The sequence below is a fragment of the Amycolatopsis sp. CA-161197 genome (genome assembly GCF_050942255.1).
GTDB lineage: Bacteria > Actinomycetota > Actinomycetes > Mycobacteriales > Pseudonocardiaceae > Amycolatopsis.
Genome location: NZ_CP192059.1, coordinates 2,538,287 through 2,560,711, shown reverse-complemented (window position 1 = coordinate 2,560,711; position 22,425 = coordinate 2,538,287). Strand labels below are relative to the sequence as shown.

Sequence of the window (22,425 nt, the reverse complement as noted above, 5' to 3'; positions counted from 1 at the left end):
CGGCGCGAGCGGCCGGGCCCGCGCCCCGGATGATGGCGGCATGGACGCGCCCGGTTTCGACGACGATCTGCCTGCCCACGTCGAGCGTGCGCTGACCGCGTTCCTCGAGCGTGCGGGCGACGAGATCGTGCGCACGGAGCCGAGTGTCGCGGCGGGCATCGACGTGCTGTCGGGCTTCGTGCTGTGCGGGGGCAAGCGCATCCGGCCGACGTTCGCGTGGTGGGGCTGGCGCGGGGCCGGCGGGGCGGCGTCCGGCACCGAAGCCGAGGGTGCGCTGCAGGTCGTGGCGAGCCTGGAGCTGATCCAGGCGTGCGCGCTGATCCACGACGACCTCATCGACTCCTCCGACTCGCGCCGCGGCAACCCGACCGTGCACGTCGCGTCGGCCAAGGTGCACGCCGACCACGGCTGGCTGGGTTCGCCCGCGACGTTCGGGCTGGCCACGGCGGTGCTCGTCGGCGACCTCGCGCTCGCGTGGGCCGACGACATGTTCGCCGAGGCCCCGCTGCCCGCGCAGACGCTGGCGAAGGCCCGCCCGGCCTGGCGCGCCATGCGCACGGAGGTGCTCGCCGGGCAGTACCTCGACGTCCGCACGCAGGCCGTCGGCGACGCGTCGCCCGAGGCCGCGCTGCGCATCGACCGGCTGAAGACCGCCGCGTACACCGTGCAGCGCCCGCTGCACCTGGGCGCCGCGCTCGCCGGGGCCGACGACCGGCTCGTCGACACGTTGCTGGAGTTCGGCGGCGACGTCGGCGTGGCGTTCCAGCTGCGCGACGACCTGCTGGGCGTGTTCGGCGACCCGTCGGTGACCGGCAAGCCCGCGGGCGACGACCTGCGCGAGGGCAAGCGCACCCTGCTCGTGGCCCTGGGCCTGCAGCTGGCCGACGAGCGCGGCGACCGCACGGCCGCCAAGGTGATCGCCGACGCCATCGGCAAGGCCGACCTGTCCGACACGGCCGTGGACGCCGTGCGCGAGGCCCTGACGAGCGTCGGCGCGGTCGACGCCGTGGAGCACCGCATCGACGACCTCACCGCCTCGGCGATGGCCGCCCTCGAGCGCGCGCACCTGGCCGAGCCGGCTCCGGCCGCGCTGGCCGACCTCGTCGGCAAGGCGACGCGGCGGACCTCGTGACCAAGACCGTCTCCGGGCCCACCGACCACGTGGTGGTGGTCGGAGCGGGCCTGGCCGGGCTTTCGGCGACGCTGCACTTGCTCGGCGCGGGCCGCCGTGTGACGCTGCTGGAGCAGGACAAGGTGCCGGGCGGGCGCGCCGGGCAGCAGGACTTCGGCGCCAACGCGGTGGACACCGGCGCGAGCGTGCTGACCATGCCGGAGCTGGTGGACGAGGCCCTGCACGCCGTCGGCGAATCGCTGGCGGACGCGCTGCCGCTCACCAAGCTCGACCCCGCCTACCACGCCCGCTTCGCCGACGGCAGCACGCTCGCGCTGCGCACCGACGGCGACGCGATGGAGCAGGAGATCCGCGCGTTCGCCGGCCCCACCGAGGCCGCCGGTTATCGCGCGCTGCGCCGCTGGCTCACCGAGCTGTACGCGGCGCAGAAAGACCACTTCATCGGCGCCAACTTCGATTCGCCGCTCGACCTGGCGCGCCCGGAGCTGGTGAAGCTCGCCGCGCTGGGCGGGTTCGGGCGGCTCGGCCCGAAAGTCGCGAAGTTCCTGCGCGACGAACGCGTGCGCCGGCTGTTCTCCTTCCAGGCGCTCTACGCGGGGCTCGACCCGGCGCGGGCGCTCGGCGCGTACGGCGTGATCGCGTACATGGACACCGTCGGCGGCGTCTACTACCCGCGGGGCGGCATGGGCGCGGTTGCGCGCACGATGGCCGCGGCCGCCGCGAAAGCGGGCGCCGACCTGCGGTTCGGCACCGAAGCCGCGTGGCTGGAGCGCGTGTCGGCGCGGGTGCGGGCCGTGCGCACGCGTTCGGGCGAGCGGATCGAGTGCGACGCGGTCGTGCTCGCCACCGAGCTCGGCACCGCGTACCGGCTGGTGGGCGCCCGGCCCGGCCGCGTGCTCCCGTTGCGCTACTCGCCTTCGGCCGTGGTCCTGCACGGGCGCGCGAAGCGGTCGTGGCCGCAGCTCGGGCACCACACGATCTTCTTCGGCCGGGCCTGGGACCGGACGTTCGCCGAGATCGTGCGCGAAGGCCGGCTGATGAGCGATCCGTCGCTGCTCGTCACGCGGCCCACCGCGACGGAACCGGGGCTGGCGGGCGACGGCGGCGAGATCGTGTCGGTGCTCGCGCCCGCGCCGAACCTGCGCCGCGGCGGCATCGACTGGCCGCGCGTCGGCCCGGCCTATCGCGAGGAACTGCTGCGCACACTGGAATCCCGCGGGCTGACGGGGTTCGGCGACGAGTTCACCGTGGACGAGGTCGTGACGCCCGCCGACTGGGCCGCGCGCGGGCTGTCCGCGGGCACGCCGTTCTCGCTGGCCCACACGTTCGCCCAGACCGGCCCGTTCCGGCCCGCCAACCTCGTGCGGGCCGCGGGCAACGTGGTGCTCGCCGGCTGCGGCACCACCCCCGGCGTCGGCATCCCGCCGGTGCTGATCTCCGGACGTCTCGCCGCGGAAAGGATCACCGGCCGGTGACAGAACTGGACGCCGCCGGCATCTCGGACCCCGGCCTGCGGGCCGCCTACGCCGAATGCCGCCGCATCAACGCCCACCACGGCCGCACGTTCTTCCTCGCCACCCGGCTCCTGCCCGCGCGGGCCCGGCCCGCCGCGCACGCGCTGTACGGCTTCGCGCGCATGGCCGACGAGCTTGTGGACAACCCGGAACCGGGTACGGATCCCAAGGCCGCGCTGGACAACGTGGCCGGAATGGTCGACGAGGTCTACGAAGGCGGCGCGCCGACCGATCCCGTGCTTGCCGCGCTCGCCGACACCGTGCGCCGCTACAGCATCCGGCGCGAGCTCGTGGACGCGTTCCTGCACTCGATGCGGATGGACCTCACCGTCACCGAGTACGCCACGTACGCGGAGCTGGCGGAGTACGTCCACGGTTCGGCGTGCGTGATCGGGCTGCAGATGCTGCCGGTGTTCGGCACCGTCGTTCCCTTGGCAGAGGCCGAATCCAGCGCCGCGGCGCTCGGGGAAGCGTTCCAACTTACGAACTTCTTACGGGACATCGGCGAAGACCTCGACCGCGGCCGGCTTTACCTTCCCGTTGAAGAACTTTCGGCGTTCGGTGTCGACCGCGAACTGCTCGTGGAGTCACGCCGGCGCGGGGTGCCCGATCCGCGCGTGCGGCGCGCGCTCGCCGTCGGCGTGTCGCGCGCCCGCGCGGTGTACCGGCGCGCCGAAGCCGGAATTCCCTTGCTGCGTCCCGAATCCCGGCCCTGCGTGCGCACGGCGATCACGCTGTACGAAGGCATCCTCGACGAGATCGAGGCGCTGGACTACGACGTGCTCAACCGGCGCGCGGTCGTCGGCAAGGGCCGCCGCCTGGCCGTGGCGCTGCCGCGGTTGGTCACCGTGTGGGCCCGCGGCCGCGTGCGTAGGCTCTGAGCCATGACTTCCGCTTCGAACCGGCGGCTGCGGGTCGGCCTGCAGCTCCAGCCGCAGCACGCCGACTACGACACCATCCGCCGCACCGCCTCGGCGGCCGAGGACATCGGCGCCGACATCGTCTTCAACTGGGACCACTTCTACCCGCTCTACGGCGATCCCGACGGCATGCACTTCGAATGCTGGACCATGCTCGGCGCCTGGGCGGAGTCGACGTCCCGCGTCGAGATCGGCGCGCTGGTCACGTGCAACAGCTACCGCAACCCGGAGCTGCTCGCGGACATGGCCCGCACCGTCGACCACATCTCGGGCGGCCGGCTCATCCTCGGCATCGGCTCGGGCTGGTTCGAGAAGGACTACGACGAGTACCGCTACGAGTTCGGCACCGCCGGCGGCCGCCTCGACAACCTCGCCGAGTCGCTGCCGCGCATCGAATCCCGGCTGGGCAAGCTGAACCCGGCGCCGACGCGCAAGATCCCCGTGCTCATCGGCGGTGGCGGCGAGAAGAAGACCCTCAAGATGGTCGCGAAGCACGCCGACATCTGGCACGGCTTCGGCGACCCGGAGGTCGTCGAGCGCAAGGTGAAGATCCTCGACCAGCACTGCGCCGACCTCGGCCGCGACCCGCTCGAGATCGAGCGCTCCTGCGGCGTGCAGGGTGACCCGGAAGAGCTCGGCCCGAAGCTCGTCGAGCTGGGCGTGACCACGTTCACCGTCGGCGTCGGCGGTCCCGACTACGACCTCACGGCCCTCAAGACGTGGGTCGCCTGGCGCGACAAGCAGAACGGCTGACACACGAAGTTCTCCGAAGGCCTCCTCGCGCGAGCGGGGAGGCCTTCGGGCGGTTCGGACGGAAAACTCGGAGCGGCAGGCCGCGATCGGCTACCCCGCGTGGTCGGACCGGCGCGGAGCGAATCGGGCGAAAAGCCTAGAAAGCCATGGCCTGGGCGCGCCGCTTCACTTCGGTGCCGTGGCTCGTCCGCAGCGCGTTGACGGGGGTCACGCCCGGCAGCGTGTCGTCCTCCGCGAAGAGCCAGCGCAGCATCTCGGTGCGGCTGAACCCCGAGTCCGCGAGCACCGTGATGGTGCCCGCCAGGCCCTTGACCACTCCGTCTTTGACGAAGAAATCGCTGGGCACGCACAGCTCGCCTTTGCGGCGCACGGCGATCAAGTGACCGTCGCGCAGCATCTGGCGCACCTTGTTGGACGAGATCCCGAGCACGGCCGCCACCTGGTTCAGGGGAAGGACGGTGACAGCGGAGTCGAGGACGTCATCGGCGACAGGAATCCCACTCACACGTGACACTGTGCCACATTCGACCGGTTTCCCGACTGGTACGCACGGGTGACCCGCCTCCTCACCTCACCCACGCGGGCATGGTTCCGTACGATAGCCAGCCGTGACACGCACGCACCCCAGCCTCGTCGGCACGCTGCTCGAACGCCGCTACCGCGTGGACAGGCTGCTCGCCCGGGGCGGGATGTCGTCGGTCTACCGGGGGATGGACACCCGGCTGGACCGCGCGGTCGCGATCAAGATCATGGATCCCCGCTTCGCCGACGACCGCTCGTTCGTGGACCGTTTCGTGCGCGAAGCGCGTTCGGCCGCCCAGCTGCACCACCCGAACGTGGTCGCCGTGCACGACCAGGGCTTCGACGTCCCGCCCGGTGAGGACGCGGGGCTCGCGTTCCTCGTGATGGAGCTCGTCGACGGCGGGACGCTGCGCGACCTGCTGTCCGAGCAGGGCAAGCTCGACGTCGCCCTCGCGCTGAGCATCGCCGAGCCCGTGCTGTCGGCCCTGGCCGCCGCGCACGCCGCCGGGCTGGTGCACCGCGACGTGAAGCCCGAGAACGTGCTCATCGGCCGCAGCAGCGGCGCCCTGTCGGGCGGTGTGGTGAAGGTCGGCGACTTCGGCCTCGTGCGCGCGGTCGCCAGCGCGGGCACGACGAGCTCGAGCGTCATCCTCGGCACCGTCGCCTACCTCTCGCCCGAGCAGGTCACCACGGGCGTCACAGGGGCCCGCGGCGACGTGTACTCGGCCGGGATCCTGCTGTACGAGATGCTCACCGGCCAGACGCCCTACTCCGGCGACACGGCCCTGTCGGTCGCCTACCGGCACGTGAACGACGACGTGCCGCGCCCCAGCGAGCTGCGGCCGGACCTGCCGCCCGCGCTCGACGACCTCATCCTGCGCGCCACCCGCCGCGACCCCGAGCTGCGCCCGGCCGACGCCGGCGTGTTCCTGGCCGAGCTGCAGGCCGTGCGCGCGGAGCTGGGCCTGCCGGTCGTGCCGGTGCCCGTGCCCCCGCCGCCGGACGGCGACCGCATGTCCGACACCGAGCGGACAATGCCGCGCATCCCGGTGACCGAGCAGACGATGCCCGTGGCCGGTCCGCAGGGCACGCGGGCGCTGACCCGGGCCGTCCCGGTCGGGCCGCCGCCGTCGCCGCCCGCGGGCCAGCCGATGCCGACGCAGCAGGTCGCCGCGGTCCCGCCCACCCCGCCTCCGCCGCGGCGCCCGCGTCCGCCGGCCGACGAGCCGAAGCCACGGGACCGGCGGAAGATGTTCGCCCTGATCGCGGTGGGCGTGCTGGTGCTGGGCGGGCTGATCGGCGCGTTCGCGTTCATCCTCAGCGAGTCGGCGCCCACCACGGCGGCCGTGCCGAAGCTGGTGGGCCTGACGCAGGCCGAGGCCGGTGACAAGCTGCGCGCGGCGAACCTGACGCCGCAGTACAGCCAGGAGTTCAGCAACACCGTGCCGGCCAACACCGTGGTCAAGGTGACACCGGCCGAGGGCACGCAGCTGGAGAAGGACGCGAACGTCTCCGTCGTGGTGTCCAAGGGCAAGCCGGTGGTGCCGAACATCCAGGTCGGCACTTCGCTGGCCGAGGCGACGAAGGCGATCCAGGCCCAGCAGCTCAACGTCACACAGGGCACGCCGGCGTTCAGCGACACCGCGCCCCAGGGCACCGTCGTGAGCGTGAGCCCCGCGGCCGGCACGCCGGTGGACATCGGCGGCCAGGTCACCGTGGTCCTGTCGAAGGGCCCGGAACCGCTCCCGCCGGTGCCCGACGTCACGGGCCGGCCGAAGGACGAGGCGTTCCAGCTGCTGCAGCAGGCCGGCTTCCAGCCGGTGGACGGCGGCGAGGAGTTCTCGCAGACGATCCCGGCCGGCGGCGTCACCCGCACCGACCCGCCGGCGAACTCGCCGGGCAGCAAGCAGGTGAAGGTCTTCGTCTCCAACGCCGTGCAGGTGCCCGACGTGCGGTTCAAGCAGTTCGACGAGGCCGAGCAGATCCTCAAGCAGGCCGGGCTCGACGTCGACAAGCAGGGCGGCGGCGGTGGCCGCGGCCACGGTGGCGGCGGCGGCTTCAACTTCGTCTTCCAGCAGGACCCGCAGCCGGGTTCGCTGGTGCCGAAGGGCACGAAGGTGAAGATCCGGGGCTTCGGCGGATGATCGGCAACCGAGGCCGCGTCACGGGCGCCGTCGGCCCGGGCCTGATCGGTGAGGTGCTGCTCAGCGTCCGCGGCGGCACCGAGGCCTTCTACGCCTACGCGGCCGACCCCGAAGTGTCCTTTCCGACCGGTACGCAGGTCCTTGTGGTGGATTTCGAACCCCCGCGCACGGTTTACGTCGAACGGTGGCAACCGCTGAAGCCTTAGCGGCGTCGAAGAGCTACCAACAACCGAAAATCGGGCTGCGAGGGGTTATGGAAATCTGGCTCATCGTCGTGATCGCGGTCGTGGCCGTGATCGTGCTGTTCGGGCTCCTGCGGATCCTGTACAAGGTCGCGGAGCCGAACGAGGCGCTCATCATCTCCGGGTGGGGGATCCGGGTGGAGCGCACCGAGACCGCCGACAGCCTCGGATTCAAGATCGTGACCGGCCGGGGCGTCAACGTGATCCCCGGCTTCCAGACCGCGCGGCGGCTTTCGCTGGACACGCGCGGCGTCAACCTGCAGGTGTCCTGCGTGACCAAGCAGGGCCTGCCCGTGACCGTGCGCGCGGTGGTGATCTACAAGGTGGGCGACGACTACGCCTCCATCGCCAACGCCGCCCGCCGCTTCCTCGACCAGCAGAAGGGCATGAACGACACCATCCACGAGCTGTTCTCGGGCCACCTGCGCTCGATCGTGGGCGGGCTGACCATCGAGGAGATGATCCACAACCGCGACGCGCTGACCGGCGAGATCCGCCAGTCTTCGGCGACGGAGATGATCAAGCTGGGCCTGATCGTCGACTCGCTGCAGATCCAGGAGATCGACGACGAGTCGGGCTACATCCTCAACCTCGGCAAGCCGCACGCCGCGGCCATCGCCGCGTCGGCCCGCATCGCCGAAGCGCAGCGTGACCAGGAGGCCACGCAGGCGGAGCAGGCGGCCGCCGCGCAGAAGGCGGGCGCGATGCGGGAGAGCCAGATCAAGCAGGCCGGGTACCAGGCCGAGGTCGACCAGGCCAAGGCGAAGGCCAGCCAGTCGGGTCCGCTGGCCGAAGCGACGGCGCGGCAGGAGGTCGTGGTCCAGGAGACGCGGGCGGCCGAGCTGGAGGCCGCGCTGGCCGAGCAGCGCCTGCAGTCGCAGGTCCGCAAGCCGGCCGACGCGAAGGCGTACGAGACCCGCACGACGGCCGATGCCGACCGCGACGCACAGATCGCCCGCGCGCAGGCCGAGGCCAAGGAGACCGAGCTGCGGGCCGCGGCCGACGCGACGCGTGTGAAGACGGCCGCCGAGGCGGAGGCGCAGGCCACGAAGGCCCGGGCCGAGGCGTCGGCGGGGGCCACGCGCGCCACCGGTGAGGCCGAAGCGGCGGCCGCGCAGGCTCGCGGTCTGGCGGAGGCAGAGGCTGCGAAGGCGCGGGGTCTGGCGGAAGCCGAGTCGGCCCGGGCCCGTGGTCTGGCCGAGGCCGAGTCGATCAAGGCGCGAGCGGCGGCACTGGCGGAGAACCAGGAAGCTGTGGTAGCACAACAGCTGGCCGAACGTTGGCCGGAAATCGTCGAGGCCGGCGCGCAGGCGTTCGGTAACGTCGACCACATGGTGGTCCTGAACGGCGCGGACGGGATGTCGGACATGTTCACCAAGGCGTTGTCGCTCGGCGGAACGGGCCTCGGCCTGGCCCGCCAGCTGATGGACGCCATGGGCAGCCCCTCGAAGCCGTCGGGTGGCAAGAGTTCGGAGCAGGCCCTCGGTTCGGAGCAGGCGCTGTCGAACGGCGACCTGTCCCCGCGCGAGTAGCCCATGAGCTTCTTCACGGACGGTCCTCGTGAACGCCCCCTGTTCCCCGTGCGGGAACGGGAGCTGTTCGGCTACGAGGGCCGTCCGTGGATGGGCCCGCCGAACGACCACATCGTCCCGGCGCTCCTGCCGTGGGCGCGGCCGCTCGGCCGTTCCGAACGCACGATCGTCGCCCTGCGCGGCATCGAGGTCTGGCCGTCGGCGCTGACGCTGCGGCTGGCCGTGTACTCGCGCGACAGCCTGGAGGAGGGCCGCAGCGGCTCCCTCATCGACCACCGGCGGGTCCCGGACTACAACGCGCTGCTCGTCGGTGTGCTGTACCCCGACGGGAGCCGGGCCAGCTCGGAGTCCATTTCGGTGCCGTCGGCCTCGGAGCCCACTTCGCCCGTGCTGCGCGCTGTCGGTGGCGGCGGGACGCAGTTCCACCTGGACCACCAGATCTTCGTGTGGCCGCTGCCGGGGGACGGGCCGTTCACGCTCGTGGTCCAGTGGCTGGACCGGGACATCAAGGAGACGCACACGGAACTCGACGGCGCGGCGATCCGGGCGGCGGCGGAGGAAGCCGGGGAGTTGTGGCCGGGGCTGCCGAAGCGGCCGGGCAACGGGGTGGCGCTGCGGAACGCCGTGGCGGTGACCGATTCCGGTGTTTCCGCCGGGCCTTCGGCTGCCAGGACCGACAGCGCGCTTGCCCAGCGCACCGACCCTGGTTCCGAGGCCGGCCACGAGATTGAGGACAGCGGCGCCGCTGAGCCGGTGACCGCACCCGGTGAGCTTCGGCCGGAACGGTCCCCCTCCGTGCTGCTCCCGCGCTTGGCCGACGGGGGCTCGCTGCTCCCCCGCCGCAACGTCGCACTCGGCCCCGAGCGGCCGGTGCCGCGCCCACCCGGCACTGCCACGCCCCTTCCCCGGCGCACCCCCACCAGCCGGTCCGGCAACGCGCCCCTCCCAGAACCGCCGGCCGGTCTCGCGGACCTGCTGGCCGGGCCCGTGCCACCGGAGCCGCCGGCCGAGCCCGCAGGGTCGCCCCCGGACACCACCGACAGCCCGACCGTCGCGCTGCCTGTGCCCGGAGCAGCCGAACCGGCACCGCGGCCCGAGCGCACGGGCGACGCGGGCGACAGCCCCACGGTTGCACTGCCTGCGCCCGCAGCCGCGGGTCCGGAGCCGCAGGCCGCAGAACCGCCGCGCCCACCGGCGCCGCTCCCCCAGCCCTCGCGGCGGTTGCCGCAGCCGTCGAGGTCGGCGAAGGACGCGCCGCCGAAGCCGGGGCGGGGTGGCCGGGCGTGGCGGTGGCGTGACCCGGGTGAGTGAAACCGCGGGTCGTTAGCGCCCGCGAAACACGGTGACCACCCTCCCGTCATGTCAAGGTGGTGTCGTGGGGCGCATTCCACCCCTGCCTGCCGCAGAAGGACGGTCGCGATGGTTCGCACCCCGCTCAGCCCGCTCGACGTCGCGTTCCTTTGCCTGGAAAGCGAAACCGCGCCGATGCACATGGGTGCGGTACTGGTGTTCACCTCTCGCGGGCGAGCCGATGGCGCGGAGCTCGCGGCGCTGCTGGCCGAGCGCGCGGAGAAAATGCCGCAGCTGCGCCGAAAAATGCGGACCGAGCTGTTTCCGCCCGGTGCCGCGACGTGGTCGGACGACCCGGATTTCGTTGCGGCGCACCACATCCACCACCACCAGCTGAGCACGCTGTACGACCCCGACCCGCTCGCGGACTTCGCCGCGCGGTGGATCGCCGAGCCGCTCGACACGGGCCGCCCGTTGTGGGATCTGACCGTGGTGACCGGGCTGCCCCAGGGTGGTTTCGCGGTGCTGCTCAAACTGCACCACGCGCTCACTGACGGCGAAGGCGCGTACGCGGTGACCGTCGGCCTGCTCGACGGCCTGGCCGTCGCGGACCGCACCCTCGCCCGCGCGTCCGGGCCGGCGCCGATCCCGCGGCCGCGTTCGGCACTGAACAGCGTCAGAAACAGTGTGAAGGACAGCCTCGCCCACGCCGGGGAGACGGCCGGGATCGCGACGTCGCTCGTCCGCGCGGCGCGGCCGCCGCTGTCGCCGGTGTCGGCGCCCGCGTCGGCCGAACGCCGGCTCGGGTTCGTGCGGCTGCCCACCGCCGACCTCCGCCGCATCCGCCGCGCGCACGGCGGCACGAGCAACGACGTCGTGCTCGCCGTGCTGGCCGGCGCGCTGCGCGAATGGCTGGTCAACCGCGGCAAACGCGCCGACGGCCGCACCCTGCGAGCGCTGATTCCCGTGAGCGTGCGCGGCCGCGCGAACGCCCAGGTCGGCGGCAACAAGCTGTCCGGCTACCTGTGCGACCTGCCGATCGGCGAGGACGACCCCGTGGAGCGCCTGCACGTGGTGCGCCGCGCGATGACGCGCAACAAGGCCGCCGGCCCGGCCCGCGGCGCCGGCGCGTTCCCGCTGCTGGCCGACCGCGTGCCCCCGGTGCTGCACCGCCTCGGCACGAAAACGGCCGGGCTGGCCGCGCCGCTGCTGTTCGACCTGGTCGTGACCACCGTGCCGCTGCCGGCCGCCCGCCTCACCCTCGCGGGCGCGCCGCTGGCGCACGTGTACCCGTTCGTGCCGCTGGCCCCGCGCCACGCCGTGGGCATCGCCGTCGCGACCTACCGCGACGGCGTCCACATCGGACTCCAGGCGAACGCCGAGGCCGTCCCCGACCTCGGCGGCCTGCGCGACTCGGTCCTCAAGTCGACCGCGGCGCTGCTGAACACCGTTTAGGCGTCAGCCCCGCAGCATCTCCGCCACGAGGAACGCCAGCTCGAGCGACTGCTGGGTGTTCAGGCGCGGGTCGCAGGCGGTTTCGTAGCGGCCGGAGAGGTCGACGTCGGAGATCTCCTGGGCGCCGCCGAGGCATTCGGTGACGTCTTCGCCCGTGAGCTCCACGTGGATACCGCCCGGGTAGGTGCCGAGCTTGTGGTGCACCTCGAAGAAGCCCTGCACCTCGTCGACGATGCGGTCGAAGTGGCGGGTCTTGTAGCCGGTGGACGACTCGTGCGTGTTGCCGTGCATCGGGTCGCACTGCCAGATGACCTTGTGGCCCGAGGCCTCGACCTTCTCGACGATCGCGGGCAGCACCTCGCGGACCTTGCCGTTGCCCATGCGCGAGATGAGCGTGAGCCGGCCCTCTTCGTGGCGCGGGTCGAGGCGCTCGACGTACTCCAGCGCCTGCTCGGGCGTGGTCGTCGGGCCGATCTTGAGGCCGATCGGGTTGGACAGCAGCTCCGCGAACGCGATGTGCGCGCCGTCGAGCTGGCGGGTGCGCTCGCCGATCCACAGGAAGTGCGAGGACAGGTTGTACAGCTTGGGGTTGGCCGCGTCGGCGTTGTCCAGGCGCAGCAGGGCGCGCTCGTAGTCGAGCAGCAGGGCCTCGTGGCTGGCGAAGATCTCGGTGGACTGCAGCGACGTGTCGGTGACGCCGCAGGCGTTCATGAACCGCAGGCCGCGATCGATCTCGTTGGCGAGCGCCTCGAAGCGCTGCGCGGCCGGGGAGGCCGACACGAAGTCCTTGTTCCAGTCGTGCACCTGGTGCAGGTCGGCCATGCCGGCGCCGGTGAGGGCACGGACCAGGTTCATGGCGGCACCCGCGTTGGCGTAGGCGCGGATCATGCGGCCGGGGTCGGGCACGCGCAGCTCGGGCTTGGGCACCAGCGAGTTGATGATGTCGCCGCGGTACACGGGCAGGCCCAGCGCGTCGGTGGCCGCCGAGCGGGGCTTGGCGTACTGGCCGGCGATGCGGCCCATCTTCACCACGGGCAGGCTGGCGCCGTAGGTGAGGACCACGGCCATCTGCAGCAGCGTGCGCAGGTTGGCACGGATGTGGGGCTCGGTGTTGGACTCGAACGTCTCTGCGCAGTCGCCGCCCTGCAGCAGGAAGGCCTCGCCGCGCGCCACCATCGCGAGCCGGCTCTGCAGCCGGTCGATCTCGGCGGGCACGGTGATCGGCGGCACGCTCTCCAGCACGCCGCGGACCCGCTTGGCCAGCTCGACGTCCGGCCACTCGGGCTGCTGGGCGGCGGGCAGCGCCAGCGCCGCGTCGAGGCGTTCGCGCAGCTGAGGCGGAAGCGGCGGGAGCTCGGGAAGCGTGTCGACGGGAACGTCCACTGTCCAGTTCACGGCTCCCAGGATAGGGTTCGCCGCCCGCGCGGCTCCCGGAGGGCGGTGCGGGTCACACGTCCGGGTCGTCCTGGTGATCGTCCTGGCTCGTCCGCATCGAGCGCCGGGGGGACCGCGGACCGGTGGTGGAGGCTCACGGCTGCGGCGACGATCCGGCAGCGGGCCCGGCACGAAGAACGGGCTCCGGCGCGTCCGCACGCCGGAGCCCGGTGGACCGCGAAACGTCAGGTGCGCAGCGTCAGCTTTTCGATCGAGCCGGACGGCTTGCCCGCGCTCGGCGACGTGCCGTGGTTGGCGATGTACACGTCGTCGCCGTCGTGGCGAGGCCTGCGGGGTGAAAAACAGGCCCCCAGCGCGCCATTGCGCTGGGGGCCTGCGTACGGGGGACGGATCAGACCACCGCGAGCGGCAACGCCGTCGGGTGCACCGGAGCCGGCAGGTCCGAGTCGCCCATGAGGAACGCGTCCACGGCGTTGGCCACGGACCGGCCCTCGGCGATGGCCCACACCACCAGCGACGCGCCGCGGTGGACGTCGCCGCAGACGAACACGCCCGGCGTCTCGGTCTGCCAGTCGGCGCCGCACGACAAAGTGCCGCGCCGCGTCAGGGAAAGGCCGAGCCCGTCGAGCAGCGGCATGTGCTCCACGCCTTCGAAGCCGATCGCCAGCAGCACCAGGTCGGCGGGCAGCACCTCGACCTCGTCGCTCGTCGGTACGACCTCGCGCCGGCCCGTCTCCGGGTCCTTCACCACGCGGACCTGCTGCAGCTCGAGGGCCTTGACGTTGCCGGCACCGTCGTCGACGAACCGCTTCACGGCCACGGCGAACTTGCGCTCGCCGGCCTCCTCGTGCGCCGGGTAGGTGCGCAGGATGTAGGGCCACGTGGGCCACGGTGAGCGGCCGTCGTCGCGGCTCGTCGGCGGCACGGGGTACTGGTCCAGCTGCGTCACCGACAGCGCGCCCTGGCGGGTGGCGGTGCCGTAGGAGTCGGCGCCGGTGTCGCCGCCGCCGATCACGACCACGTGCTTGCCGGCCGCGTCGATCGGCGACGGGCCGTCGCCCTCCACGAACCGGTTGGCGGGCACGAGGTGCTCCATGGCCAGGTGGATGCCGCGCAGCTCGCGGCCCGGCGTGGTCCGGTCGTCGCGACCGCGCAGCGCGCCGACGGCGAGCACCACGGCGTCGTACTGCTCGCGCAGGTCCTCCACCGTGAGGTCCACGCCGACCTCGCAGCCGGTGACGAACCGCGTGCCTTCCTTGCGCAGCTGCGCGAGGCGCCGGTCGAGGACCTTCTTCTCCATCTTGAACTCGGGGATGCCGTAGCGCAGCAGGCCGCCGAGGCGGTCGTCGCGTTCGAACACCGTGACCTCGTGGCCCGCGCGCGTGAGCTGCTGGGCGGCGGCGAGCCCGGCCGGCCCGGACCCGACCACGGCGACGCGGCGGCCCGAGGACACCTCGGACACCTGCGGCTGCACGTACCCGGCTTCCCACGACTGGTCGGCGATCGTCGCCTCCACCCGCTTGATGGCCACCGGCCCGCCCGAGAGCGGCGAGATCGACAGCACGCAGCCGGCCTCGCACGGCGCCGGGCACAGCTTCCCGGTGAACTCGGGGAAGTTGTTGGTGGCGTGCAGGCGGTCGCTCGCCGCGGCCCAGTCGCCGCGGCGGACGAGGTCGTTCCACTCGGGGATCAGGTTGCCGAGCGGGCAGCCCGAGGCGCCGGAGTGGCAGAACGGGATGCCGCAGTCCATGCAGCGCGAGGCCTGCGTGCGCACGGTTTCGTTGCGCTCACCGGGTTCGACGTCCGCGTAAACCTCGCCCCAGGAGGCGAGACGGTCCTCTTTGGACTTCTTCTTCGGCTCTTCGCGCCGATACTTGAGAAAACCGGTCGGGTCAGCCACGAGCGGCCTCCATGATCGCTTCGTCGACGTCGCGGCCGGCGGCACGAGCCGCCGTCGCCGCGTCGAGGACCCGCTGGTAGTCGCGCGGCATCACCTTGGTGAAGGCCACCGAACGCCGCGTCCAGTCGCCGAGGAGCGACGCGGCCACCGCCGAGCGGGTCAGGTCGTGGTGCTGCTGGACGATCTGCTTGAGCCACACCAGGTCCTCGGAACCCGGCACGGACAGATCCACCATGTCACCGTTGACCTTGGCGCGATCGAGGTCGAGCACGTACGCGGTGCCGCCGGACATGCCGGCCGCGAGGTTGCGGCCCGTCGGGCCGAGCACCACGGCGCGGCCGCCGGTCATGTACTCGAAGGCGTGGTCGCCGACGCCCTCGGCGACGACCGTGGCGCCGGAGTTGCGCACGCAGAAGCGTTCGCCCACCTGGCCCCGCAGGAACATCTCGCCGGCCGTGGCGCCGTACGCGAGCGTGTTGCCCGCGATCGTCTGGCGCTCGGCGGAGAACACGGCTTCGGGGTCGGGCCGCACGATGATGCGGCCACCGGAGAGGCCCTTGCCGACGTAGTCGTTGGCGTCGCCCACCATGTCGAGCGTGATGCCGCGCGGGAGGAACGCGCCCAGCGACTGCCCGGCCGAACCGGTGAGCAGCACGTGGATCGTGTCCTCGGGCAGGCCCTCACCGCCGTAGCGGCGGGTGATCTCCGAGCCCAGCAACGTGCCGACGGTGCGGTTCACGTTGCGCACCGGCAGCTCCAGGCGCACCGGGTGCGCGTCCTCCAGCGCCGCCTCGGCGAGCTGGATGAGCGTGCGGTCCAGGGCGTGCTCCAGGCCGTGGTCCTGCGCCCGCACGCGCCGCTTCGCCCCGCCGTACGGGGTCTCGGCCGGCACCTCGAAGATCGGCTTGAGGTCGAGCCCGGCCGACTTCCAGTGCGCCTCGGCCTCGGCGGTGTCGAGCACCTCGGCGTGCCCGATGGCCTCGTCGAGCGTGCGGAAACCCAGCTGCGCCAGCGTTTCCCGCACCTCCTCGGCCACGAACTCGAAGAACTTCACGACGTGCTCGACCTGGCCGGTGTACCGCTTGCGCAGCTCGGGGCTCTGCGTCGCGACGCCGACCGGGCAGGTGTCGAGGTGGCACACGCGCATCATCACGCAGCCCGCGACGACGAGGGGGGCCGTCGCGAAGCCGTACTCCTCGGCGCCGAGCAGCGCCGCGATCACCACGTCGCGCCCGGTCTTCATGGCGCCGTCGACCTGCACGGTGATGCGGTCGCGCAACCCGTTGAGCAGCAACGTCTGCTGGGTCTCGGCGAGGCCGATCTCCCACGGCGTGCCGGCGTGCTTGAGCGAGTTCATCGGCGAGGCGCCGGTGCCGCCGTCGTGCCCGGAGATGAGCACCACGTCGGCGTGGGCCTTGGACACACCGGCCGCGACCGTGCCGACCCCGAGCGAGGAGACCAGCTTCACGTGGACCCGGGCCTGCTCGTTGGCGTTCTTGAGGTCGTGGATCAGCTGCGCCAGGTCCTCGATGGAGTAGATGTCGTGGTGCGGCGGCGGCGAGATCAGCCCGACGCCCGGCGTCGAGTGCCGCGTGCGCGCGATCCACGGGTACACCTTGTTCGGCGGCAGCTGGCCGCCTTCGCCGGGCTTCGCGCCCTGCGCCATCTTGATCTGGATGTCGGTGGCGTTGACCAGGTACTCGCTCGTCACGCCGAAGCGGCCCGAAGCGACCTGCTTGATCGCGCTGCGGCGCTCGGAGTCGTACAGGCGCTCCGGGTCTTCGCCGCCCTCACCGGTGTTGGAGCGGCCGCCGATGCGGTTCATCGCGATGGCGAGCGTCTCGTGGGCCTCGGCCGAGATCGAGCCGTAGGACATGGCGCCGGTGTTGAAGCGCTTGAGGATCGCCGACGCGGGCTCCACCTCGTCGAGCGGCACGGGCTCGCGCACGCTGTCGCGGAACTTGAACAGCCCGCGCAGCGCGCCGCCCTCGCGGTAGAGGCGGTGCACCTCTTCGGTGTAGGAGCGGTACACCTCTTCGCGGCCGGTCTTCGACGCGTGCTGCAGCAGGAACACCGTCTCCGGCGTGAACAGGTGCAGCTCGCCCTCGCGGCGGTAGGCGTACTCGCCGCCGGTGTCGAGTCCACGGTGGACACGATCGGTCGGGTTGTCCGGGTAGGCGCGGCGGTGGCGCACCGCGACCTCCTCGGCCAGCACGTCGAGCCCCACGCCGCCGAGCTTCGAGGACGTGCCCGTGAAGTACTCGTCGAGCAGGTCCTGGCTCAGGCCGAGCGACTCGAACACCTGCGCCGCCGTGTACGCGCCGACGGTGGAGATGCCCATCTTCGACATGATCTTCAGGACGCCCTTCACGAGCGCCTGCACGTAGTTGCGGATCGCCTTGCCCGGCTCGATGCCCGTGACCGCGCCCTGGGCGATCATGTCCTCGATCGTCTCGAACGCGAGGTACGGGTTCACCGCGGCGGCGCCGTAGCCCAGCAGCACGGCGATGTGGTGCACCTCGCGCGCGTCGCCCGTCTCCACGACGAGCGCGACGCGCAGACGCTCCTTGGTGCGCACCAGGTGGTGGTGCACCGCGGAGACCAGCAGCAGCGACGGGATCGGCGCCATGCGGTGGTCGGAGTCGCGGTCGGACAGCACGAGCGTGCGCGCCCCGGCGGCGATCGCTTCCGACGCTTCCCGGCGTACTCGCTCGATCGCGGCGGCCAGCGCCTCGGCGCCGCCGTCCACTTCGTACAGTCCGGAAAGGACACTGCACGCGAAGCCCGGCAGGTCGCCGTCGTCGTTGACGTGGATGAGCTTGGCGAGCTCGTCGTTGTCGATCACCGGGTAAGGCAGGTTCAGGTGCCGGCACGACGCGGGGCCGGGCGCGAGCAAGTTGCGCTCCGGACCCATGATGCGTGACATCGAAGTGACCAGCTCTTCGCGGATCGCGTCGAGCGGCGGGTTGGTGACCTGCGCGAAGTTCTGCTTGAAGTACTCGTACAGCAGCCGCGAACGCTTCGACAGCACGGCGACCGGGGTGTCGGTGCCCATCGAACCGAGCGGCTCGGCGCCCTTGGCGGCCATCGGCGCGAGCAGGATCTTGAGCTCTTCCTCGGTGTAGCCGAAAGCGAGCTGGCGGCGCAGCACGGAGTCGTGGCTCTGCACCACGTGGTCGCGGTCGGGCAGCTCGGCGAGCTTCAGCAGCCCGGCGTGCAGCCAGCCCTCGTACGGCTGTTCCGCGGCCAGCGCCGACTTCACCTCGTCGTCGGAGACGATGCGGCCGGCCTCGGTGTCCACGAGGAACATCCGGCCCGGCTTGAGGCGGCCCTTCGCCACGACGTCTCCGGGGGCCACGTCGAGCACGCCGGCTTCGCTGGCGAGGACCACGCGGCCGTCGACCGTCTGCCACCAGCGCGCCGGGCGCAGGCCGTTGCGGTCCAGGACCGCGCCGACGAGCGTGCCGTCGGTGAACGTGACGCAGGCCGGGCCGTCCCACGGCTCGATGAGGCTCGCGTGGAACTGGTAGAACGCGCGCCGCGCCGGGTCCATCGTCGCGTGGTTCTCCCACGCTTCGGGGATCATCATCAGCACCGCGTGCGGCAGCGACCGGCCGCCGAGGTGCAGCAGCTCCAGCACCTCGTCGAACGACGCCGAGTCCGACGCGTCGGGCGAGCAGATCGGGAACAGCCGCGTGAGGTCGCCCGGGATCAGGTCGGACTCCAGCAGCGCCTCGCGGGCGCGCATGCGGTTGCGGTTGCCGCGCACGGTGTTGATCTCGCCGTTGTGCGCCACGAACCGGAACGGGTGCGCGAGCGGCCACGACGGGAACGTGTTGGTGGAGAACCGCGAGTGCACCAGGGCGATCGCGCTCTCGAGCCGCTCGTCGGTGAGGTCGCTGAAAAACGCGGGCAGCTGCGCGGTGGTGAGCATGCCTTTGTAGACGATCGTGCGCGCCGACAGCGACGGGAAGTACGTGCCGCAGCCCGAGGCCGCGCTCTCGTGCTCCACGCGCTTGCGCAGGCAGAAGACCAGCCGTTCGAGCTCCAGCCCGGCTTCCCCGCCCGGCGACGAGACGAACAGCATGGCGAAGTGCGGCATCACCGAACGCGCGGTGGGACCGATTCCGGCCCGGTCCGCGTCGACGGGGACCTCGCGCCAGCCGAGGACCTCGAGGCCCTCTTCGGCGGCGATGCGCTCGGCCAGCTCGACGGCCTTGCGGCGCTGCTCGGCCTCGCCGGGCAGGAACGCGATGCCGGCGGCGTAGGCGCCTGCCTGAGGCAGGGCGAAGCCGGCTTCTGCGCGCAGCAGCTCGTCGGGCAGCTGCAGGAGGATGCCCGCGCCGTCACCACTCGTGGGTTCGGCGCCCGCGGCGCCGCGGTGTTCGAGGTTCGCCAGCGCGGTCAGCCCGTCGGCGACGATGCCGTGGGAGCGGCGCCCCTGGATGTCGGCCACCATGGCCACACCGCAGGAGTCCAGCTCGTTCGCCGGGTCGTAGAGACCCTGCTTGCCAGGAATGGCGGAGAAGATCATGGAAAAGGGACCTCCTTCGTCGTCTTCGTGCGAGGCCGGCGGACCGGCCGTGGGGAGCGCACGGGACGACGATGGCCCGCTTGTTAGCGCGACTTTAACACCTGGGAAACACCGGAGCAGCACCTCAGAGCGCCCCGGACGACGGTGAACGGTAACGATCTGGCTGCGCGGAACGACGTAGTTCCTGATGGCACCCAGGTCGTTCGCTTAGCTAACTATCGGATCTGGGCTGTTCCGTCAAGTGTAACCGGACTTTTACGCATCCGGCCTGACACAGCCGTTTCCGGCCGTTTTCCTGGGATCTGTGCGCGCTGAGTGATCGCCCGTGTGACCGATCCCGCTCGCCGCGCAACCGTGTTAGCGTCCGCCGCATGATCCTCGATCGGTTCCGTGTCACGGACCGCGTCGCGGTGGTCACCGGCGCCGGTCGCGGCATCGGCGCGGCCACCGCCGTGGCGCTCGCCGAGGCGGGTGCCGACGTGGTCATCGCCTCCCGCACCGAGTCCCAGCTGAACGAGGTGGCCGCCCGCGTGGCCGCGGACGGGCGCCGCGCGCACGTGGTGGCGGCCGACCTGTCGGACCCGGCCGCGGCCGGCGCGCTGGCCGCCGAGGCCATGGAGGCGTTCGGGCGGCTTGACATCGTCGTCAACAACGTCGGTGGCACGTACCCGCGGCCGTTCGTCGAGTCGACGACGGACTTCCTCGAGGAAGCATTCCGGTTCAACGTCGGGACGGCCCACGCGCTGACCGTTGCCGCAACCCCGGCGCTGCTCGAAAGCGGCGGCGCGGTCGTCAACATCTCGTCGATCATGGGCCGCGTGCAGGGCCGCGGTTTTCTCGCCTACGGCACGGCGAAGGCCGCGCTGGCGCACTACACGCGGCTGGCCGCCGTGGACCTCGCGCCGAAGGTGCGCGTGAACGCGATCAGCGTGGGCTCGGTGCTCACGTCGGCACTGGAACTGGTGGCGGGCAACGAAGAGATCCGGGTGAAGATGGAGAGCGCAACCCCGTTGCAGCGCATCGGTTCCGCCGACGACGTGGCTTCGGCGGTGCTGTACCTGGCTTCGCCGGCCGGCGCGTACGTGACGGGCAAGGTGCTCGAAGTGGACGGTGGGCTCCAGGCGCCGAACCTCGAACTCGGCCTGCCGGACCTCTGACCGTCCTTTGTGGATGCGTGACTGATTTGCCCGTTTTGACGGGTTGCTGTTTCCGAACCGGTGGATTTCCCGAAACACCCCACGCTGGGTGATCACTTCCTGCCATAGTGTTCGTCGACCGACGATCACGGGGAGGGAATCGGTGTCGGACTTCGACGTACACACCGACGTCATGCGCGAGTACGCGGACGTCGTCGACGGGCTGCACGCCCAGGTCGGCAAGATCAGGGACTACATGCGCACGACCGCGTGCGACAAGTCGGGCTTCACCGGCTTGTTCGCGTTGCTGCAGCCCGTGGTCGACCTGGTCGGCAACCTCTACGGCAGCACCCTCGACTTCGGCGACAACCGCCTCACCTCGCTGAGCCAGGGCGTCCGCTCCGCCGCCGACTCCTACGACCACCACGACGGCCAGGTCGCGGCGGTCCTCAAGGAGTTCGGCATCGCGATCGACGAGGTCGGCGCGCCCGCCGCGAAGTGACCACCCACCACTGACTCCGACCACCACCGAGGGGGAACGACATGGCCAGGCACAGCCACCCGGGCGGGTCCGGCGGAACGACGCACCACACGCCGACGCACCCTGCCCCGCCCCGGCAAGGGCACGCGAACACACCGCCACCGCCGCACCCGAACACGCCGCCGCAGCACCCGACCGCACCGCCGAACCGGCCGGGTTCGCCGCCGCAGCAGCACACCCCCGGCACGCCGGCGCCTGGCGTGCCGCCGCAGGGGCACCAGCCGGAGGACCCGCGCAACCCGAACCGACCCGGCCAGGACGAGGGCGACGAGCGCAAGCGGCCGGGGCAGGGCGAGGACGAGGACGGCAAGAACAAGGGCGACGAGGACAAGGACGAGAAAAAGAAGAAGGACGACGAGGACGACTCCGACGAGCCCGAAGACGACGACTCGGACGACGACGACTCGGACGACGACTCGGACGATGACGACGACTCCGATGACGGTGGTGATTCCCCGTCGTCGTCCGGAGGAGATCCCGGCGCCGCGCCGACGACGTCGCCGAGCGGGTTCGACGAGGGCAGCTCGATCAGCGAACAGCTGCAGCCGCCCGAGGACACGTCCGGCGAGGACATCCAGGACCTCGTCAAAGAGGCCGGCGTCGAGGTCATGGCCGTCGAGTGGATCTTCCAGCAGCTGACGGGCCAGACGCTCACCCAGATGTTCATCGAGCCGATCACCGGTGACTTCTCGAAGATCTCCGCCGACGCCGAGGCGTGGCGCAACATCGCCGAGGCGATGAAGGCGTTCTCGACCGTGATGGTGGGCAACGAGAAGATCCTCGGCGAGAGCTGGTCGGGCCCGGCATCGCTGGCGCACAAGGCGTACGTGGACCTCGGGTGGCGCGCGGGGCTGGCCGCGGAGGCCGGGATCGCGGAGCTGATCGCCAAGGGGTTCGAGCTGCTGTCGGACACGTCGCAGAAGCTGGCGGCCAAGGCGCTCGACCTGTTGAAGAGCCTGATCGACCGGCTGCTGGTGATGGCGGCCGAGGCGTGCGTGCCGATCGCGGGGTGGATCGCCGACGCGATCACCGGGCTGTCGGAGATCCTGCCGCTCATCAACGCGCTGATCTCGATCATCGACATGATCAAGGACATCGTGCAGAAGGTCGGCGACCTGTGGAACTCGGTGAAGGACATCGGGTCGCAGCTGGCGAAGATCAAGGACGTCGGCAGCATCTCCGACGTGGTCGACATCGGCAAGGGCATCGCGGGCGACGTCGGCGACATCAAGGACAACGCCAAGGACATCGCCGGCGACGTGGGCGACATCAAGGACTCCGTGAAGGACGGCGTCGAGGAGTCCCGCGGCAACCACGAGGACAACAAGGACCACTGGGACAGCCGCCGCAAGACCCGCACCCCGGCCCACTCCGGCAGCGGCCGGATCAGCGGCCGCATCGACGACTGAGAGGAC

General features: G+C 71.7%; 15 protein-coding genes and 1 pseudogene. 12 read left to right on the top strand and 4 right to left on the bottom strand.

Annotation, left to right across the window (positions count from 1 at the left end; all coding sequences use genetic code 11):
* Positions 1 to 40 precede the first annotated feature (40 nt).
* The 4 genes from ACQPXB_RS12320 to ACQPXB_RS12305 are packed head-to-tail and all read left to right on the top strand — an operon-like array spanning position 41 to position 4,319.
* Positions 41 to 1,132, top strand: a complete 1,092-nt coding sequence (locus ACQPXB_RS12320; protein ID WP_366583730.1) for a polyprenyl synthetase family protein — start codon at positions 41 to 43, stop codon at positions 1,130 to 1,132.
* Complete coding sequence (gene crtI / locus ACQPXB_RS12315) at positions 1,129 to 2,607, top strand: phytoene desaturase family protein (protein ID WP_432851579.1); 1,479 nt, start codon at positions 1,129 to 1,131, stop codon at positions 2,605 to 2,607. Before ACQPXB_RS12320 ends, crtI begins: the two co-directional genes overlap by 4 nt.
* Positions 2,604 to 3,527 (top strand): phytoene/squalene synthase family protein, encoded by a 924-nt coding sequence (locus ACQPXB_RS12310; protein WP_432851577.1) that lies wholly within the window; start codon positions 2,604 to 2,606, stop codon positions 3,525 to 3,527. Before crtI ends, ACQPXB_RS12310 begins: the two co-directional genes overlap by 4 nt.
* Positions 3,528 to 3,530: 3 nt before the next feature.
* Positions 3,531 to 4,319, top strand: a complete 789-nt coding sequence (locus ACQPXB_RS12305) for an LLM class F420-dependent oxidoreductase (RefSeq protein ID WP_432851575.1) — start codon at positions 3,531 to 3,533, stop codon at positions 4,317 to 4,319.
* 136 nt (positions 4,320 to 4,455) lie between these two features.
* Here ACQPXB_RS12305 and ACQPXB_RS12300 read toward each other — a convergent pair whose 3' ends face one another.
* Positions 4,456 to 4,824, bottom strand: coding sequence for an Rv2175c family DNA-binding protein (locus tag ACQPXB_RS12300; protein ID WP_360605980.1), 369 nt, complete (start codon positions 4,822 to 4,824; stop codon positions 4,456 to 4,458).
* Between the two features lie 103 nt (positions 4,825 to 4,927).
* On the opposite strand from ACQPXB_RS12300, the gene ACQPXB_RS12295 reads away from it, so the two are divergent.
* The 5 genes and pseudogenes from ACQPXB_RS12295 to ACQPXB_RS12275 all read left to right on the top strand — a co-directional run bounded on the left by ACQPXB_RS12295 (position 4,928) and on the right by ACQPXB_RS12275 (position 11,504).
* Positions 4,928 to 6,985 carry a PASTA domain-containing protein gene (locus ACQPXB_RS12295; RefSeq protein WP_432851573.1) on the top strand — a complete coding sequence of 686 codons (2,058 nt, stop codon included), beginning with the start codon at positions 4,928 to 4,930 and terminating at the stop codon, positions 6,983 to 6,985.
* Positions 6,982 to 7,191 carry a hypothetical protein gene (locus tag ACQPXB_RS12290; protein WP_220238050.1) on the top strand — a complete coding sequence of 70 codons (210 nt, stop codon included), beginning with the start codon at positions 6,982 to 6,984 and terminating at the stop codon, positions 7,189 to 7,191. The genes ACQPXB_RS12295 and ACQPXB_RS12290 overlap by 4 nt, the downstream gene beginning before the upstream one ends.
* 47 nt (positions 7,192 to 7,238) lie before the next feature.
* Positions 7,239 to 8,759: an SPFH domain-containing protein gene (locus ACQPXB_RS12285; RefSeq protein WP_366583725.1), complete on the top strand. Its 1,521-nt coding sequence runs from the start codon at positions 7,239 to 7,241 to the stop codon at positions 8,757 to 8,759.
* Positions 8,760 to 8,762: 3 nt separating this feature from the next.
* Positions 8,763 to 9,377 (top strand): annotated as a pseudogene (locus tag ACQPXB_RS12280) (hypothetical protein); the annotation flags it as partial.
* 801 nt (positions 9,378 to 10,178) lie between these two features.
* On the top strand, positions 10,179 to 11,504 hold the full coding sequence (locus ACQPXB_RS12275) for a wax ester/triacylglycerol synthase family O-acyltransferase (RefSeq protein ID WP_432851570.1): 1,326 nt from the start codon (positions 10,179 to 10,181) through the stop codon (positions 11,502 to 11,504).
* Positions 11,505 to 11,507: 3 nt separating this feature from the next.
* On the opposite strand, the gene ACQPXB_RS12270 is transcribed toward ACQPXB_RS12275, so the two are convergent.
* The 3 genes from ACQPXB_RS12270 to gltB all read right to left on the bottom strand — a co-directional run bounded on the left by ACQPXB_RS12270 (position 11,508) and on the right by gltB (position 19,333).
* The gene (locus tag ACQPXB_RS12270; RefSeq protein ID WP_285969235.1) at positions 11,508 to 12,899 is read right to left on the bottom strand and encodes a class II 3-deoxy-7-phosphoheptulonate synthase; all 1,392 of its coding nucleotides are present in this window, start codon (positions 12,897 to 12,899) and stop codon (positions 11,508 to 11,510) included.
* Between the two features lie 391 nt (positions 12,900 to 13,290).
* The gene (locus ACQPXB_RS12265) at positions 13,291 to 14,799 is read right to left on the bottom strand and encodes a glutamate synthase subunit beta (RefSeq protein WP_432851568.1); all 1,509 of its coding nucleotides are present in this window, start codon (positions 14,797 to 14,799) and stop codon (positions 13,291 to 13,293) included.
* A complete protein-coding gene (gene gltB, locus ACQPXB_RS12260; RefSeq protein WP_432851566.1) occupies positions 14,792 to 19,333 on the bottom strand; it encodes a glutamate synthase large subunit in 4,542 nt (1,513 codons plus the stop codon). Before gltB ends, ACQPXB_RS12265 begins: the two co-directional genes overlap by 8 nt.
* A gap of 371 nt (positions 19,334 to 19,704) precedes the next feature.
* Here gltB and ACQPXB_RS12255 point away from each other — a divergent pair, with 371 nt between their 5' ends.
* The 3 genes from ACQPXB_RS12255 to ACQPXB_RS12245 all read left to right on the top strand — a co-directional run bounded on the left by ACQPXB_RS12255 (position 19,705) and on the right by ACQPXB_RS12245 (position 22,419).
* The gene (locus ACQPXB_RS12255; RefSeq protein ID WP_432851564.1) at positions 19,705 to 20,490 is read left to right on the top strand and encodes an SDR family oxidoreductase; all 786 of its coding nucleotides are present in this window, start codon (positions 19,705 to 19,707) and stop codon (positions 20,488 to 20,490) included.
* Between the two features lie 142 nt (positions 20,491 to 20,632).
* Positions 20,633 to 20,971, top strand: coding sequence for a hypothetical protein (locus ACQPXB_RS12250; RefSeq protein WP_366583719.1), 339 nt, complete (start codon positions 20,633 to 20,635; stop codon positions 20,969 to 20,971).
* 41 nt (positions 20,972 to 21,012) lie between these two features.
* Positions 21,013 to 22,419, top strand: coding sequence for a hypothetical protein (locus ACQPXB_RS12245; RefSeq protein ID WP_432851562.1), 1,407 nt, complete (start codon positions 21,013 to 21,015; stop codon positions 22,417 to 22,419).
* The last annotated feature ends 6 nt before the right edge of the window (positions 22,420 to 22,425 follow it).